Origin of the sequence: Fontibacillus panacisegetis, assembly GCF_900102215.1 — a bacterium.
GTDB lineage: Bacteria > Bacillota > Bacilli > Paenibacillales > Paenibacillaceae > Fontibacillus > Fontibacillus panacisegetis.
Genome location: NZ_FNBG01000004.1, coordinates 74662 through 91943 on the forward strand (window position 1 = coordinate 74662; position 17282 = coordinate 91943).

Annotated in this window: 11 protein-coding genes; 1 reads left to right on the forward strand and 10 read right to left on the reverse strand. The window is 45.0% G+C overall.

Going from position 1 to position 17282, the window contains the following annotated elements:
* Positions 1–24: 24 nt before the first annotated feature.
* The 8 genes from BLS49_RS05680 to BLS49_RS05715 form a co-directional block, all read right to left on the reverse strand.
* Entirely contained in the window at positions 25–1875 is a 1851-nt protein-coding gene (locus BLS49_RS05680) for a HEAT repeat domain-containing protein (RefSeq protein ID WP_091227448.1), read from the reverse strand.
* Between the two features lie 33 nt (positions 1876–1908).
* Positions 1909–3342 carry an SWIM zinc finger family protein gene (locus BLS49_RS05685; RefSeq protein WP_091227450.1) on the reverse strand — a complete coding sequence of 478 codons (1434 nt, stop codon included), beginning with the start codon at positions 3340–3342 and terminating at the stop codon, positions 1909–1911.
* A 431-nt stretch (positions 3343–3773) separates the two neighbouring features.
* Positions 3774–4916: a glycerate kinase family protein gene (locus BLS49_RS05690; protein ID WP_091227451.1), complete on the reverse strand. Its 1143-nt coding sequence runs from the start codon at positions 4914–4916 to the stop codon at positions 3774–3776.
* A 62-nt stretch (positions 4917–4978) separates the two neighbouring features.
* Positions 4979–6274 (reverse strand): GntP family permease, encoded by a 1296-nt coding sequence (locus BLS49_RS05695; protein ID WP_091227453.1) that lies wholly within the window; start codon positions 6272–6274, stop codon positions 4979–4981.
* 390 nt (positions 6275–6664) lie between these two features.
* Positions 6665–7486, reverse strand: coding sequence for a class I SAM-dependent methyltransferase (locus BLS49_RS05700; protein WP_091227610.1), 822 nt, complete (start codon positions 7484–7486; stop codon positions 6665–6667).
* Between the two features lie 27 nt (positions 7487–7513).
* Positions 7514–8437 carry a ketopantoate reductase family protein gene (locus tag BLS49_RS05705; protein ID WP_091227455.1) on the reverse strand — a complete coding sequence of 308 codons (924 nt, stop codon included), beginning with the start codon at positions 8435–8437 and terminating at the stop codon, positions 7514–7516.
* 25 nt (positions 8438–8462) lie between these two features.
* Positions 8463–8783: a hypothetical protein gene (locus BLS49_RS05710; protein WP_091227457.1), complete on the reverse strand. Its 321-nt coding sequence runs from the start codon at positions 8781–8783 to the stop codon at positions 8463–8465.
* Between the two features lie 132 nt (positions 8784–8915).
* Complete coding sequence (locus tag BLS49_RS05715; protein WP_245742279.1) at positions 8916–9914, reverse strand: cell wall hydrolase; 999 nt, start codon at positions 9912–9914, stop codon at positions 8916–8918.
* Positions 9915–10190: 276 nt separating this feature from the next.
* Between BLS49_RS05715 and hcp the strand changes: the two genes are divergently transcribed.
* Positions 10191–11888 (forward strand): hydroxylamine reductase, encoded by a 1698-nt coding sequence (hcp, locus tag BLS49_RS05720; RefSeq protein WP_245742280.1) that lies wholly within the window; start codon positions 10191–10193, stop codon positions 11886–11888.
* A gap of 303 nt (positions 11889–12191) precedes the next feature.
* Here hcp and BLS49_RS05725 read toward each other — a convergent pair whose 3' ends face one another.
* Both BLS49_RS05725 and BLS49_RS05730 read right to left on the reverse strand, forming a co-directional pair.
* The gene (locus tag BLS49_RS05725; protein ID WP_091227459.1) at positions 12192–12902 is read right to left on the reverse strand and encodes a hypothetical protein; all 711 of its coding nucleotides are present in this window, start codon (positions 12900–12902) and stop codon (positions 12192–12194) included.
* A gap of 115 nt (positions 12903–13017) precedes the next feature.
* Entirely contained in the window at positions 13018–17265 is a 4248-nt protein-coding gene (locus BLS49_RS05730) for an invasin domain 3-containing protein (protein WP_091227460.1), read from the reverse strand.
* Between the last annotated feature and the right edge of the window lie 17 nt (positions 17266–17282).

A 17282-nucleotide genomic window follows, 5' to 3' on the forward strand; every position in this document is an offset into this window, starting at 1 on the left:
TGTAACACTCCCTTTTGAATAGATTTATCGCATGTTCTTTAAAATGTATTCGATTTGTTCTTCCGCATTGGCCTTGAACTTAGGCAAAACCGCGGAAATTCGCTCGGCATAGCTCGCAGGCAATCTACACAGCTGCTCAAAAAGATACGGCTCAATCTCGGTGCACTCCGTATTCCGTTCATCCTCCATTGCACGAACTATAGCCTCTTGCAGAACATCCTCCTTGACTCCCGCACGAACCAGTCCCATCACCGTCAAATTGGCAAAACGATTGCGAAATTCCGGTGAGGTCTGCAGCTTGCCAAGCAAATAAGAAGCAGCCTGCGGATGATCGGGACGGGCAAACGCGCTTACTAGCGCCAAGTGATCCCATTCGATAAAATGATCGAGCCACCGTGAATCCCAGCTTGCCGCAATTTCCTCCTGTGGCAGCATCTTCACATGATAGTTATATCCTGTCTTCTCTCCATAAGCCCATACTTGGGTGTAGGCCCTATAATTCCGGGAAACCACCTGGTCCTCAATCGTCTCAAGCAGACGTTTGCCATTTTTGGAGCTGTTGCTTAATGCCGAAGCATTAGCACCTTCTACCAATACCTTGACGTACTCTTCATATAATCGTTTTGCGGATAATATTGGACGAACTTTAATAAATGTCTCCCGTGTGTACGAACTGCTTTTGGCATAATGTATCAAATCTAGCTCCGCACAAGCTTCAATGAGGCGGCGTATTTCCTCAGAATCGACTTTTTTCATATAGTTCATCGCTTCATTGGCCACAAACACCCAGTCTAATTTGAACATATAGAGATCATAATGCCGCAGCACATCTAAATAGAGCGCCTCTAGTTCAGGGCTTTCTTTATGATGAAGCGACCAAAGATAACGCTTGACTTGAGTCCAAAGCTCATCTCTTTGCTGCTTATCTCCCAATGCCTCCTGCTGTGATTTCAAAAGTGATGAGAAATCCTCTGTAAGCTTCTCAGTAAGCAGCACCGAATGGCATCGGGCCAGTGACGGGTTCACAAGATCACTGTCTTTGCCTAAAGATGCTTCATACAAACGACCTGCTGCACTGTTCCAACCGCTATCCGCCAAAGCTTCATATGCTGCTTCACGGATGCCTTTTTTCTTATCGCGGCTCCAGTCCAGCAGAGCTTGCTCGTATTCCAGATGACCTCCAAGCAGCCTGATCGCTGTTGTGCGCACCTCATCCGAGCCCGAGACGGCAGCCTTATAAATCACGTTAAGTACATCATCGCCTCCGCTCTTTGCAATGACGGTCAGCTTACGCGATTCGAGCTTCCCACCTTCAGGCTGAAAACTATTCAACAAATGAGGTACAATTGTCCCTCCATAAGACGGCAAAATTTCGTTCATGGCTAACTCAGCTATTTCAGCATAAGGGTCGTTAAGGGCCCCAATAGCAAGAGGAACAAGCCGCAAATCCTGGAATAATCCCTCCCGGTATGCGTCCTGAATTACCTCATAACGCCCTCCACCACGAGTCGTAAGCGCAGCACGAACTGCAGATAGCTTGCGGTAGGACAATCGGGTCTGGAGTAAAAGAGGCTCAGTTCTAATCGGAAGCGTCTCTCCCTCTGCAGCACCCTTTCCTTGGGTACGTAAAACCGACTGCAGGAGCAGGTTCACATCCTGGAGTTGCAAAGCGGAATCTGCACCACTGCAGTTACCCGTTTCGATCAATGCATGAATCCCCTCGCCAAGCTTTTTGAATACCGGAGCCCGTTCTCCCAACTGCTGAAACGACGGCAGCAATCTCTTGAGTCTGTAATCTCCCGCAGCAAGATCACTTCCCGCAATATATAGGCGTCTGATTTCTTCATTTAGCTCCATCAGCAATGTATTGCTCATTTCTCGCGTTTCCTCCTTTTACAGACTCATCTATTAATAAAGCAGACGTATGATTTCTTTTCTGTTTACTATACTTAAAGGCTGAACACGCAATCGTCCACTCTGCGATTGATGCCCGAACACCACTAGCATGACGACGTCGCTCAAGTTCTCTTCAGATAAATATCTCAACAGTGATACCGTGGAGTCTTCCATTATGTCCTGTAGCTCAAGCGTCTCACCTTGTGAGTCGGTGATGAACAGCCGATCATCCTCATTCGTGCATATTTTGTCAACATGCAGCAGCATAATTGGGGTTGGATCACCCAGCGGATTTTTAAGCTGATTTTTCACTTTTTTAACAGCGTCGGCATAGGAAACAGCCGCATACTCGCGTATTTGGGACAGATCCTGGTCCTCCACCGATCTTGCAGCAAATGATTCGTAACGAACACGACGGTTCATATCACCAGGATAAAGGTAGAGTTCCGGCACAACAGCCACCTCAAAAAAACTATCCTCCTCACGCATCAGCTTTGCCGCTTTATATGGACGATACTGCACTGTACAGTGAATCTCCCCGTTATCCATTTGAATCCAGTAGCCAACATCCACAAACTCTTGACGTGAGACATCGTCGTAGCTGATAAATGACAATTGGATCAATTCCGCCTGAGAAATTACCAAGCCCGCTTCTTTCAACTCTGACAGCTGCCATGCATGGCCAAGCCACTCTTCTATAGTAGATTCATGGTCCAACGCAAGCTCGGAATCTTCTAGCTTCTGATTCAGATGTGTCCGTCCCTTCTTAATAAATGCATGAATGATAGCAAATTGCTCAGCAGCAACGGTATATGTATTTTCCGCGTCCCCATCCGATGACAAAATTAGATACAGCTTACGCAGCTGAATTTGGGCTCCGCTTAAATAATAACTCCCCATTTGTTTCACATGATCCTGAATGACCTTGAGTTCTTTAGTATCCAAAGACCCTAAACCTCGGCGTATCAAGGAATGAGTGAGCTTCTCCAGCACCTCCAACCCTTCAAGCTGCGCCATTATCTTCTTCTTTAATGCCGATTTATTTACTTTCTTAGGCTTGGCAACAGCTCCTTCAGATATTTCCTTTGCCTTCTTCTCTTCCCTTTTCTCTGCCTTTTCACGTTTGGACACAAGCTCATCAGGTACCGCCGATGATGTAAAAAGTTTTCCTTCTACATATGCATACAGCAGACCAAGTACATGCTTGCATGGAAACTGCCTGCTTGGGCAAGTACAGCGCATGACTGGCTTATCCGGATGAACAAAATCCGCAGAAGGCATATATGGCGTTTTACCACTACCTGCACATGATCCAAACAACACCTGTTGATCCTCAGACTGATGAAGCTCAACAAACTTCCCTTTCTTGACGAGATCATGCCCATTTTTTATCGCAGCACTATTGGGAGCCAATGAATCTACCCATACCTCTGTAATCTCAATCAAACGAATTCCCTCCTGCTTCAGTTAATAACGCAGTATAACCACGACTATGATACTAGCTCTATAAGTTAAATAATACCTAATATCTATAAGCAACCCTACCTTCTTAAGAACTATTTAAGTACTATTTGAGCACACTTGCTCCTATTGCTTCACGGTATTTATGCATTTGAACAAAATGAAACTCCTGCAAAAATGCAGTTTTTTATGCAGGATCAACCCGATTTTGAGAAAATTCCTGCAAAAGTGCAGGCTTTTGAACCGAAATGCCATGATTCAGGCTCAGCAATAAGAAATTCCTGCACTTTTGCAGTTTTTTGCCTTCTCCCCCCCTCCCTCTGAACAAAAGATGCATTTTTGCAGGAATTTTTTCTTTTCACAACAAAAAAACTGCCCGGCATCACCAGGCAGTTTTTCACTAAACTCGATCTATTCTATTCGTTAAATTTGAGGATTCTTGCAATGTTCTCACAAGTCCGTTCCACATTTTTTGGACCTTCAATGAGCAATTTGTCGATCTCAGCTGCCCCTGGGACGATACCAATAATTGCGTCAATCCCTTCCCCATAGAGCATTTCAATGCCTTCGCCAATATAACCTGCAATAGCAATTACTTTTTTACCTTCTTCTTTTGCAGCCTTTGCTACGCCGTATGGAGTTTTACCAAACTTGGTCTGAAAATCCATACCGCCTTCGCCTGTAAATACCAAATCTGCACTAGCTAGCTTTTCTTTTAATTCCGTGTACTTAATAACAATTTCAATTCCGCGCTGCAAGACGGCATTAGTAAAAATCAACAGCCCTGCGCCCAAGCCTCCAGCCGCGCCCGCGCCTGGAATATCACGTACATCCTTATGCAGCTGCTCCTTCACGATTTCCGCGTAATGAGCAAGAGCTGCGTCGAGTTGTTCAATCATTTCAGGTGTTGCACCTTTTTGCGGACCAAAAACTCGAGAAGCCCCAGTCTCACCGCACAACGGATTCGTTACATCACATGCAACGATCATTTCCACTTCCTGCAGTCGAGGGTCAAGGGAGGAAACATCCACGGTTGCCAGCTTGCCAAGACTTCCGCCACCACGTGGAAGAACATGTCCTTGTTCATCAAGGAATCTTGCGCCAAGCGCTTCTGCCATCCCTGTACCGCCATCGTTAGTTGCACTACCGCCAATCCCGATGATGATCTTTTTGATCCCTTTATTTAGGCATTCCAGAATCAGTTCACCGGTACCGTAAGTTGTTGTGATCAATGGATTTTTCGTTTCCTTGGTCACGTAAGCTATTCCACTTGCTGAAGCCATTTCAATCGCTGCTGTTTTACCATCCCCAAGAATGCCATAATTTGCAGTAACTGTACCGCCTAACGGGCCCATAACTTCTTTCTCATATATTTGTCCACCGGACGCATCGACAAGGGATTGTACAGTTCCTTCACCACCGTCGGCCATTGGAACATGGATAAAGTTTGCTGAAGGATACACTTTCTTCAGGCCTTTCTCCATGGCTATACATACTTCTTTTGCCGTCATGCTTTCTTTAAAAGAGTCCGGAGCCAATACGAATGTTTTTTCTCCCATGATGTCTTCACCCCATATATTTTATAGTTCGTGATCAATAATGGATTTTCTCATTTCTATGCCTACAGGATAAATCCATAGAGAATCGTTGCTACAATTGTCATTGTTAAACCGACGAGTGCTTCATAAGGGATAACTCCCATACGTTGCTTGATACTCATCTTCATTGCGCCACCAGTTACGTGGAAGTAGTTACCTTGTGGCAAGGAGTCGATAACAGTTGCCCCTGTATGAGCCATAACTGCTGCAGCCAATGGAGCTGTACCCATATCGAGAATAGCTTGTCCGAAGGAACCTGTTGTCAAAATAACACCTGTTGATGTAGATGCTGTTGCAGCTGCCATCAAGATACCTGCGATCGGTGCCAGGAAGGTTCCTGAAATTCCCGAAGCTTCAATGATGTTTACGACCTGAACAGATAAATCTGATGCCGAGATCAAACCTGCAATACCACCCGCTCCAATCAGAATCAGGACGGTTGCGGTCATTCTATTTAAGCCTGCTGTAGAGTATTCCAAAATTCTATTAGCTCTCCCCATTGCAAGCATACCGACAACACCGGCAATTGGCAAAACATACAAAGCATCTATTTTCAAGCTAGCTAATGCATCTATTCCTAGAATAGAACCAACTGGGGTAATCATGAGCAATATTACAGCGACAAGAGGTGCTACAATTGCTTTGCCTAACGGTGGATATTTCGAGGTATCCATTTCATGCTCAACCGCTTCTGAATCGGATACTTTATCGCCTTTATTTTTAATGAGAGAAGCAATAACAACGGTCATAATCAGACCACATATAGCAGGAATAAAACCAGCTATCATCACGTTGCTCAAATCCAATTCAAAGCCACGTGCGGCTGCAATTGTATTCGGGTTAGGAGAAATGATATTTCCAGCCTTACCCCCACCTGATAAAGCAACGAGGAGTGCAAGCTTTGAAATCCCCATCTTGTTCCCTACAGACAATGCAATCGGTGCTACGATTAACACGGCAACTGGAATAAATACGCCAACGGCTGTAATAATCATCGTTGCCAGGGCTAGAGCTAGAATCGCTTTACCGCCACCAAATTTCCTAACGATGGCCTGGGCTATCGTCTCGGCTGCTCCTGATTCCATCATTACACCTGCGAGTACACCAGCAGCGAGCACCCGAAGAACCGTACCCATTACACTTTGCGTACCGCTAACCAGAACACTAACAGTCTGTTCCAAATTAGCTCCGCCGATTATTGCACCTACAATAGCACCCAAAAACAATGCATAAACCGGATTCAGCTTTCTCAATATCAGGATAATTGCAATTGCCAGTCCTGCAAGTGCACCAATCCAACTGATTGTTAATCCTTCCATATGTCTTCCCCCTAAGTAAGTAAATAGTGAAATTTGTTATATTGAATACGCTTTCATTATATAATCCCTCTCCATACATAGATATTGATAAAGGGACGAATTTCATTGTTCAAATGCACAATAAAATCCCTGGATCAGATACATTCTCCAATCACTGGGCAATATATCCTATTCCAGTCATAGTATTTACAAAGAAGGAGATGAGAATTCATGGAACTTGAGACAAATTTCAATAGAGATCATCTACTCAAGCTTGTACCCAACCTACTGATGAGTATTCCAATGCATGCTCTCAGCCATACTGATCGGGATTAAAAAAGAGCTACCCCCAACTCATGTTGGATTTAGCTCTCCCTATTTTCAGACAAGATGTTAGCAGTTACGAAAGCTTCACTTAATCCCTAGCCTTAATCTGTAACTAAAAACAATGTCCATCGAATTACCTTTAAAATGTTCAGTTACACTCGATCGAAAAGATTCGATTGCTAGATCTAAACCTTCTATTCCGAGTTTGAAAACCGTTTGAATTCCTCCCTGGCTCAAGGCAAGACCAACAAATCGTTCAGCATCACAAGCTTCTGAATGATGAAATACGATTTCTCTCGTGTAACGAAACTTCTCACTTTCCTGAATGACCTGTAAATGCTCATTTTTATTTCGTTTTACTGCTTGTATCTCTTTATCTGTACACTGTGCAACAAGAGCGTCCGCGTGATCAATTAATTGAAGATACTCCTGCTCTAGCCGCCAATTCACAACAGGAGGCCAATCACAGTCATAAACTGCAAAAATCCCACCTCGTTGTAGAACGCGATACGCTTCATTTAACGTACTTATCGGTTCCATCCAGTGAAACGACTGAGAACAGGTGATGATATCGACAGAGTCATCTGAAGTATTCAATTGATTAGAATATCCTGATACAAAAGTAATATGATCCGCATTCGCTGCCATTCGCAGTTTATCCTCTGCCTTGCTTCTCATGTCATCATTAGGCTCAACGCCTATAACTTGCTCCGCATGATCCTTCCAGATCAAGGTGGAGAGCCCTGTGCCGCACCCTACATCCATAACTAGGTTAGGCTTTCTCTCTAGATAACCTGTCAAAATATTCACTACAAATTCTGGAGCTTCAGGACGATATTGATCATACACATCCGCAAATCCAGAAAACCGTTCGATATTATTTTTCGAATTGCCTTGTGGCAGCATATTGCATCCCTCCGAATCCGTATCCATTCACCCTTTTGACACCTCGTATACTAGCAAGTTCTGATAAACAGCCTGAAGCAGCGGAGCTTCAATACTGTAATCCCGTGCTAATTGCAGCAAATATCCGTGCAGGTGCTCTCCCTCAATGGATAGACCTTTTTCCATATCCCGAAGCATAGAGGATTTCATTTCATACGACGAATTCTCCATCGTTTCCATATGTTTGGCTACGATATCATGATCTAATGGAGCACCATGCTCAAGCATAATCGCTTCAATTTCTTGAAATAAATGACGAATGAATTCTCTACCCTGCTTACTCTCCCGAATTGGGCCAATGGGAGCCCGCATCAATGTAGTGACGCCTGCAATCGTAGCAATATATAAATATTTATGCCAAATATCTCGTTCAATAAAGTCGCTTCGTATAAAAGAAGACACCGTTCCGCTCAATACGTCCTCAATACGCTGTATTCTTTCTGTATTCTTATTTTCAAACTCGCCAAACTTAACAAAATGCGCCTTACTCGTCTGTACAATATGACCCTCTGGATTCAAGGTCGTTTCAATAAAGCAAAGCCCGCCAATTACGTTGTCCGCTCCAAACTCACTTTTCAACAACGGAAAATGAGCTACACCATTCAAGAGCGGCAGTATTACGGTCTGGTCACCAACAAACGGTTTTAGATCCTGCATTGCTGCTTGCAAATGATATGATTTTGTCGAAAATAATATAAGATCATAGGAACCCGTCGAATTAGCATCTTCCGCTGTGATCAGTTTAGGCTGAAATTTGAAATCTCCATTTACGCTGCGTATGACCAGATCTTCCTGCTCAAGCTGCTCTTTACGCTGATTTCGTACAAGAAAAGTAACGTCCTCTCCTTTTTCCACCAAACGACCACCAAAATAACCGCCAACTCCGCCAGCTCCTAACACCAATATACGCATACTCTATTCCTCCAATGGTTGATTATTACGATACCAGAATACCTACAATCAGTAAGAAAATAAAAAACACCAGGGATATTATGCTTATTACGAATCCGGCAATACCCAAGCCTTTACCTCTCTTAGAGCTAAATGCCAGCGAACCAAATATCACACCTAAAATTGATGATATTATTATCAATAAGATTGCGATGACTGCTGTACCATCCGAGTAATTGTCCGGATCATTTGTCAGAATAAATAAAAGTGTTAAAAAACCTATCATACCTGCAATAAAAGAGGTTATTGCGAAACCGTATCGATCTACTCCGTAGCTTGGCCTATTTTCCGGGTAAATGCTCTCCATTATGTACCCCCATCCTAAATTTAACTTTCCTAACTAATAGTTATGTACACCTCCATAGTAACATAGGTTTTAATGATGATATATTAAAAAAGCCTGCCCCCAATTAGGGTTAGCAGACTTTAAAGAAGCCTATTATTTTGCAAAGCTATGATTGCCAATTGTCGTTATGACTTCAAGACTTGACCAATATGCTCCCTTGGATACATCAGGATTAAAAAAATAGATCGCATCCTCCACGTTATTTTTGCCATTCAGTGCATCCTTTGCTGCACGCAGCACACTTGCATTTGGCACGCTTTTGTCCAGTATTCCATTATGTGCAACCGGAAATTGCTTGCCGGAATAAATAACATCGCGGATCGCATTTGGAAACCGCGAATCTGCTACCCTATTAAGAATAACGTTAGCTACCGCCAACTGCCCTTCATACGATTCATAGCCCGCCTCAACCTGAGTAAGCTTCGCTAAGAGCATATAATCTTTATCAGTAAACGGCTTGGCATCGTTATCCAGAATGGATGGAATTATAACCCGCAGAGTTGTTCCTGTTTTGATGTCGTCAGCACTTTTAAGCCCGTTACGCTCTACAAGATCGGATTCACTAACTTGGTACTGCCTGCTGATTTCAGTCAAATTTGTCTCTTCTGTCACGACTGCCGGCTGTACCGCTTGCAGCTCAATCACTTGTTCATCCGCGTTCCATTTGACCGTTCCATGAAGCATCTCCGTTAGATCACGTAATGGAGCATAAGTCTTGCCGTCCACCATAAAAGATGCGGTATCCATGAAATAACGACTCCCATTAAAGTAAACGACCGGAACTCCATCACCAAGTACCATTTTATCTCCAAAAGCATTATGTATCGTCAATTCATAAGCATCTTGATCCCAAGTAGATTTGGCTCCAAACATTTCCGTCATCCGAGCCACAGGAACATAAAGCTTCCCATCCAGCATTAGCACCGGATCAGTCATCTTTACCTTTTCACCGTTCATCATAACGATTATCCCATTCATGACCGTTGCTTCCTTTTGCACAGCAGCAGCCGATACAGGCGATACGGAGAGCAGAATCATCACAAATAACGCTATAAAAATTCTGTTTATAAGTCTACTATTTCTTCTAATCACAGTTACCTCCTAATGCAATGTACAGATATACATTCAGATGTCTGAAATAACCACAACGTAAAAATTATACCACATCTTTAAATAGTTACAAAAATAGCGTTTTCATAAATGCTGAACCCAGAACCTTTTTTCTAATTATGGTTATTTTGGATCAAATTTATATTTCGTGATCCTGATCACGCAGTCGCCTCTCCACCTGCGCTATGCTTCTAAATACTTGGTGATGTGCATGGATTCACAATCTGTTAGCACAAATAAACTTAGGAGGTTCATTAGATGGATCAAGATACGTTAAATCAACCAGATCAGCAGGTGCCTATGTTTTGTTTTCAGTGCCAAGAAGCATCAAAAGGTGTTGGCTGCACGATCGTAGGAGTATGTGGGAAGACGTATGATGTTGCCAACCTTCAGGATTTGCTCATTTTCGTGCTGAAAGGCATATCGTTCTTAAGCATCGATACCGAGTTGCCTGAAGCACTGGAACGCCGAGTCTCCGTCTTTATTATGGATTCGTTGTTCGCCACGATCACAAACGCGAACTTTGATCGGGACGTGTTTGTCGCCAAAATAAGAGATGCGCTGGCGCTTCGCACCCAAGTACAGCTGCATTGGGATCATCAGCACTCTGACCCGGTCAGCAAAATGAAGCTCCCGGATGCTGCGATTTGGCACAGCAACGATGAAGAGGCATTTGATGCCAAAGCGAAGCAAGTTGGCGTGCTGACCACGGAAGATGCCGATATCCGTTCCTTGCGTGAATTAATCACTTACGGACTCAAAGGCATGGCTGCCTATACGTACCACGCTTTTCAGCTGAACCATACGAAACGAGAAGTAGATCAGTTCATGCGCCAGGCTCTTGCCGCAACTTTGGATGATTCCTTAACTGCAGACCAGCTCGTTGCACTGGTAATGGAGACTGGAAAATTTGGCGTGGATGCTATGTCCTTGCTTGACCAGGCAAATACCAGCACATATGGTCACCCTGAGATTACGAAAGTCAATATCGGGGTACGCAATCGCCCGGGTATCTTAATCAGTGGTCATGACCTAAAAGACCTTGAGGAACTGCTACAGCAAACCGAAGGAACAGGCGTTGATGTGTATACACACAGTGAGATGCTGCCCGCTCACTATTATCCGGCCTTCAAGAAATACGACCATTTTATCGGCAATTACGGCAATGCCTGGTGGAAGCAAGCCAGTGAATTCGCTGATTTTAACGGCCCAATTCTCATGACTACCAACTGCATCGTACCACCAAAGCCGAGCTACTTAAGTCGCATCTTTACGACGGGCAACACTGGATATCCTGGTGTACAGCACATTCCGGAGAGCATAGACGGTAAACCTAAAGATTATTCCGAGATAATTGCTCTCGCCAAGCAATGCGCACCCCCAATTGAGCTGGAGACCGGGGAGATTGTCGGAGGTTTTGCTCATAATACGGTGACGAGCATCGCGGATCAAGTAGTTGAGGCTGTTAAAACTGGAGATATTCAACGTTTCTTTGTGATGGCCGGATGTGACGGCCGGATGAAATCCCGCCAGTATTACACCGAATTTGCCCAGCAGCTTCCCCGCGACACGGTCATTCTGACAGCAGGCTGCGCGAAATACAAATACAACAAGCTGGATCTCGGCGATATTGGAGGCATTCCGCGCGTTCTTGATGCTGGTCAATGCAACGACTCCTACTCTTTAGTTGTCATCGCTTTAAAGCTGAAAGAGATATTCGGACTTGAAGACATCAACGACCTGCCGATTTCGTATAATATCGCCTGGTATGAGCAAAAGGCGGTTATCGTTCTGCTGGCCTTGCTCTACCTCGGGGTTAAAAACATCCATCTTGGGCCAACGTTGCCTGCTTTCCTCTCTCCGAATGTGGCCAACGTACTGGTGGATCAATTTGGCATCGGCGGCATCACCAATGTTGAAGATGATATGGAGATGTTTCTTGGGGCTTATGCTTAAGTAGTAATATGAAAAACTGAAATAAGCTGTGTCCTTCGCTTGAATTAGCTAAGAACACAGCTTTCCATGTGGAAGTTGCTGCAAATGTGCAGGTTTTCACCCACGCTTTTTTCGAAAAGTATCAATACCTGCAAAAATGCATCTTTTTTCCCAGAAAATATCCAACTATCGCCTTTTAGATGAGAAAAAGTGTACTTTTGCAGGCTTTTCGTCATTTTATCAATTCTCTACGATAATAACTGCACTTTTACAGGATTTAAAGAAGTTACCCTGAGGTAATTGGAATTCCCCGAATCCCCCTCCTCAGGGGTTCAACCAATTGCGAACTTCATCATCCACAACTCTAGTGTCCCACGGATAGAAGAATACGTTGACCCCATCGTCCGCTATAGAATAAGCGTATCCTAACGGGCCGTCGGTGTAAAAGACCATTTGATAATATGCCGGATCTCCATCCTTGTTTTGAGGGCGATAATTTGGAGTATCCTTGCCATGATCCAGAAGCTCAATGAACCGTTCCTTATCGTCATTCAAAAGAGTATTAAACGGTGTTGCTTGATCAAAATGATAAAGCTCGACTCGCTCAACCTTATCTTTAGGCATATCCTTATAATGAAGCTGTAGCGTTTTGACAAAATCATCACCTGCATATAGACGATATCCTCCAATTTGGTTCTCATCCTTTGCAGCGATCAACTCTTCGCTTTTATAACCGTTGACCCGATAAAGCTTCGTGCCTATTTCCAAAAATGCCGCATCTCCAGCTTTGGTCTTGTAATTCGGATTTGTGACAACATCTCCAACTTTAAATTTCACTTCGCCCACTACCTCATCAGTCACATCATCCGGGTTTTTTAGCACTCGGCCGTATAACCCTGTGTATGAGTCCCCATTTAATTTAACAAAATCAACCCAATCAATAGTTGAATTCCCCTTAATCGGATTCGGATCTACACTTGTCGAGCATCCACTTAAAAATACAACGATTCCCATCATGATCATCAAAATTCTCATAACACGCCCCCCTGCACGGCTCTTTTATATTCTGACGCATATCTACCCGAATTTGTTCCACACACTAAAAAACATGCGAAAAAAAGACGAGCATTGGAGCTCGTCTCTTTTATCTTTATTCGTTAATAAATCCCGCTAGTAGCAGCATTCGATGCAAAAGCACGGTCGTCTCTGCACGAGTTAATAACTGCTTCGGACGAAGCTCGTTACCATAGCCTTTTAATAACCCTTTATCAAGTGCCCATCGCAGCGAATCGCTTGCCCATCCGCCAATCTGATAGCTGTCGACATAGACAGTCGAATCTGCCTGCGCACCAACACTATTTAGTGCCATATCAGTTCCCGTCAACTGCAGCGCACGGACAATCGTCACGATCGCTTCTTGTCTGGACACCTTTCGATTCGGATCAAATGTTCCATCCTCGAAGCCATCCATAATTCCGTAAGCTTGAACCGCTGCTACAGCTCCGCTGTACCAGCTGGATTCACTTACATCCCGGAAACCTGCCTGAGCTTTAACTTCAGGCAAACCAAGTGCTCCCGCTAGCAGTGCAGCAAGCTCCGCCCGAGTAATGACTGCATCAGGATCAAATCGGTGTCCATTCACCCCCTGTACAATCATTCTGCTGTTCATCTCACTGATTTCAGTTGCGGCCCAATGTCCTTGAATATCTGTAAGTTGCGATGTTTTGGATACTACTGCATATACGCTGTTCGTCAGACTACGAATAACAGCAGCCTGATGTCCGTCTACATGGATAAACTCCGTAGGTACCGGACGTACACCACGTTGTCGATCCCAGACGATCACTGTAGAAGTAGCGCCCACATCCTTGGGCAGGTAAATAACCCGTTCTACGTAACTGTTGAAGCTGGAAATTTCCTTTGTCTTATTAAGATCCAGTATATTTACATTAAAATCAATCGGATTCGAGATTAAACGGAATCCACCCTTAGTGGCTGCATCCTGCAGACCTTGCAGCTCTTCACCAGCAGCAAGCTGGATTGCGATTTGAACCTCTCCATCACTCGCTAGTTCCGAATCGGTTTTCACTACTTCGGCTAATGGTAGCCGATATTGGCCATGTGGAGTTATCAAGTTTACTGCCGCTTCCTTCTCCGCAAGAAGTCTAGCCACATCTACAGGAAGGCTTAGAGTTATTTTATCTACCTCATCCTCAAGAGAAATCAAGAGATTCCAATCCTCTGTCGTGGATGATGAACCGAATATTTTCTTTATAGCGTCCATATCCAGCCTTGCGTCAATCGACTTTACTCCATTTGTTTCAGTTCGCAGTAAAGCTAAACCGGACAATTTTTTACCATTGACTGTGATCACCACGTTATTGTCAGGCAAAGGAGTGCTCGAAGTGTTCGGAGAGCTGTATGAGCTGGAGCCACTGCCAGAGCTCGGAGAGTCGGTATCAGGGCTAATAGAGCTTGCCGCTTTCCGATTTACGTCAAGACTATATTTTTTGATCGTTCCATCTTGTGCTTGAACTGTAATCTCGAATGAATTTTTGCCCACTATAAGAGGATACTCATTTGTAAGTGTGATAGCAGTCACCTGAATTCCGTTGACAAGGATCGTTGAATAGTTATCCGCTGTTGACAGCAGCATTTTCAGACCACTTACCGAATAGCTAGCATCTACAGTATAGGTCGTTTTTAATGGGTCAAAATCAAACGCAAGGGTTCCGCCCTGTCCTGCAAGCACCCAATTGCTCAAATCCGCGTTGCTGCTTAATGGCATGATATTCTGAATATCTATTAAGCTGACGTTAGCATTACCCGCCGCATCAATGGCGTAGACGGAATAAATGCCATTCTCTTGCACAATAAAACGCTGATCCGTTATTTCAATACCTTGTGTATCAAAATAGGATTCTGCTTGGGCTCCGGCCGCCCATTTTATTGAAGAAATACTGTTGTAATCGCCGTAAACAGATGCGGTTACCGCAACATTCACATCACCGAAGGTAGGCGCAATCGGATCAGCGATCAAGGTGATCTTGGGCGGCTGGTCATATTTAAATCCGATCGTTAAAGGCTGACCAACGGATTGGCCGCTAATTTCTTCAGCAGCGGTATAGATTACATCTTCCGCTGCCGTATTGCTAACGGAGAATTCTGCCTTCCCGTTAGAGTCGGTTACATCATTAATTACAGTAATGATAGATGATCCGCTGCCGGCCTGAAGCAGTATTCTTTTTCCTGAGATCGGATGATTGAAATCATCTCTTAATACAACGTATATAGTAGATTGGTTTAGCCCATCGGCTCGAACGTTCAGATCGGAAGCGGTGATCGTTGATTGCGAGGAACTGATCTGACCTACAACAAATTGAACCGTTTTGGTCTGAGTAACTGCAACTGCATCCACTAAGACACTGATCGTTGCCGTTCCCGCCGTTGTTGGCGCTGTTAATATAGCTGTATAAGTACCGTTATTGTTGTCCGTTACGGAACTCACCGTGCCTAACGTTGATTTGACGACTACCTCCGCTCCTCCACTCGTCAGCGCATTCCCCTGCGCATCCTTCAGCTTCACAGTGATCGGCGTTTGACTTGTTCCGTCTGCGGTCAGTGAAGCATCGTCCACCTCAATAGTACTTGTCGTTGCCGACGGTACTCCGGTTATAAACTGCACGCTGCTCGTACTCGCTATAGGACTACCTCCTACGCTCGCGCTGATCGTTGCCGTACCCACCGTTGTCGGCGCTGTTAATATCGCCGTATAAGTACCGTTATTGTTGTCCGTTACGGCACTCACCGTGCCTAACGTTGAGCTGACGACTACGACCGCTCCTCCACTCGTCAGCGCATTCCCCTGCGCATCCTTCAGCTTCACAGTGATCGGCGTTTGACTTGTTCCGTCAGCGGTCAGTGAAGCATCGTCCACCTCAATAGTACTTGTCGTTGCCGACGGTGCTCCGGTTATAAACTGCACACTGCTCGTACTCGCTATAGGACTACCTCCTACGCTCGCGCTGATCGTTGCCGTACCCACCGTTGTCGGCGCTGTTAATATCGCCGTATAAGTACCGTTATTGTTGTCCGTTACGGCGCTCACCGTGCCTAACGTTGATTTGACGACTACCGCCGCTCCTCCGCTGGTCAACGCATTTCCATGCGCATCCTTCAGCTTCACAGTAACCATCGTTTGGCTTACTCCATCGGCAGTCAAAGAAGCATTGCCCACCTCGATCGTGCTCGTCGCAGCAGACGCTGCTCCAGGCACAAACTGCACACTGCTCGTCCCTGCAATCGCATTGCCGCTCACGCTTGCGCTAATGGTCGCCGTACCTGTCGTTGTCGGCGCTGTTAATGTCGCCGTATAGGTGCCGTTATTGTGATCCGTTACTGAGACCACCATGCCTAAGGTGGACGATATCGTTACTGCCGTCCCTCCACTTGTCAGCGCATTCCCTTGTGCATCCTTCAGCTTCACAGTTATCGTCGTTTGGCTTGTTCCGTTTGCGGTCAGAGAGCCGTTCGCAACTGCGATCGTGCTTGTAGCTTCCGAAGGTGCTCCAGGCACGAACTTCACACTGCTCGTCCCTCCTATCGCATTGCCGCCCACGCTTGCGCTAATGGTCGCTGTACCTGTCGTTGTCGGCGCTGTTAATGTCGCCGTATAGGTGCCGTTATTGTGATCCGTTACAGGACCAACCGTTCCTAACGTTGAAGATATTCCGACCGCCTCTCCCCCGCTGGTCAGCGCATTTCCCTGCGCATCCTTCAACTGCACGCTGACCGTCGTTTGACTGGTACCGTTCGCTACAAGACTGGAATGAGTACTTGATACCTCACTCTCCCGCAAGGACAGTGCATAATCCGGAATCATATACGTCCTGAAGGTAAAATCATGACCTTGAGCTGGGGAATATCCCCTTGGATATACATCTCCGCTGTAGCTGTACCATCCAAAGCCAGCAGTTCCTCCATTTTCAGTGGACACCACCATTCGATACATAGTTTCCCTAATCAAATAAGGCGAATCACCCGAGAAATCGAACGATACCCAGCCCGGTCCGTACCAAGTGTGCTGTACGGTTGCAATGGGTGTCGACAGATCACTCTCCTTATAGAGCTTTACCTGAGTATATCCAATGGAACCGAAGCTATCGAAGATTTTTAAATCTATCTTGCTCAAATTCCCGCTAATGGCAGGTGTAAACGTCTGATACCGCTGCAAATCAGCATTAACAAACACATTTCCAGAACTAAGCTCCTGTGCTTGATCCACAACTGGTGAGCTTGCAGCAATAGCATTTCCACCAAATGAAAGCCCCAATATCATCGCAAACACAAGCATTACAGCCATCCATGACTTGCTCTTGCCCCTCTTTATACCTTGCATTAATATCCCCCTATATA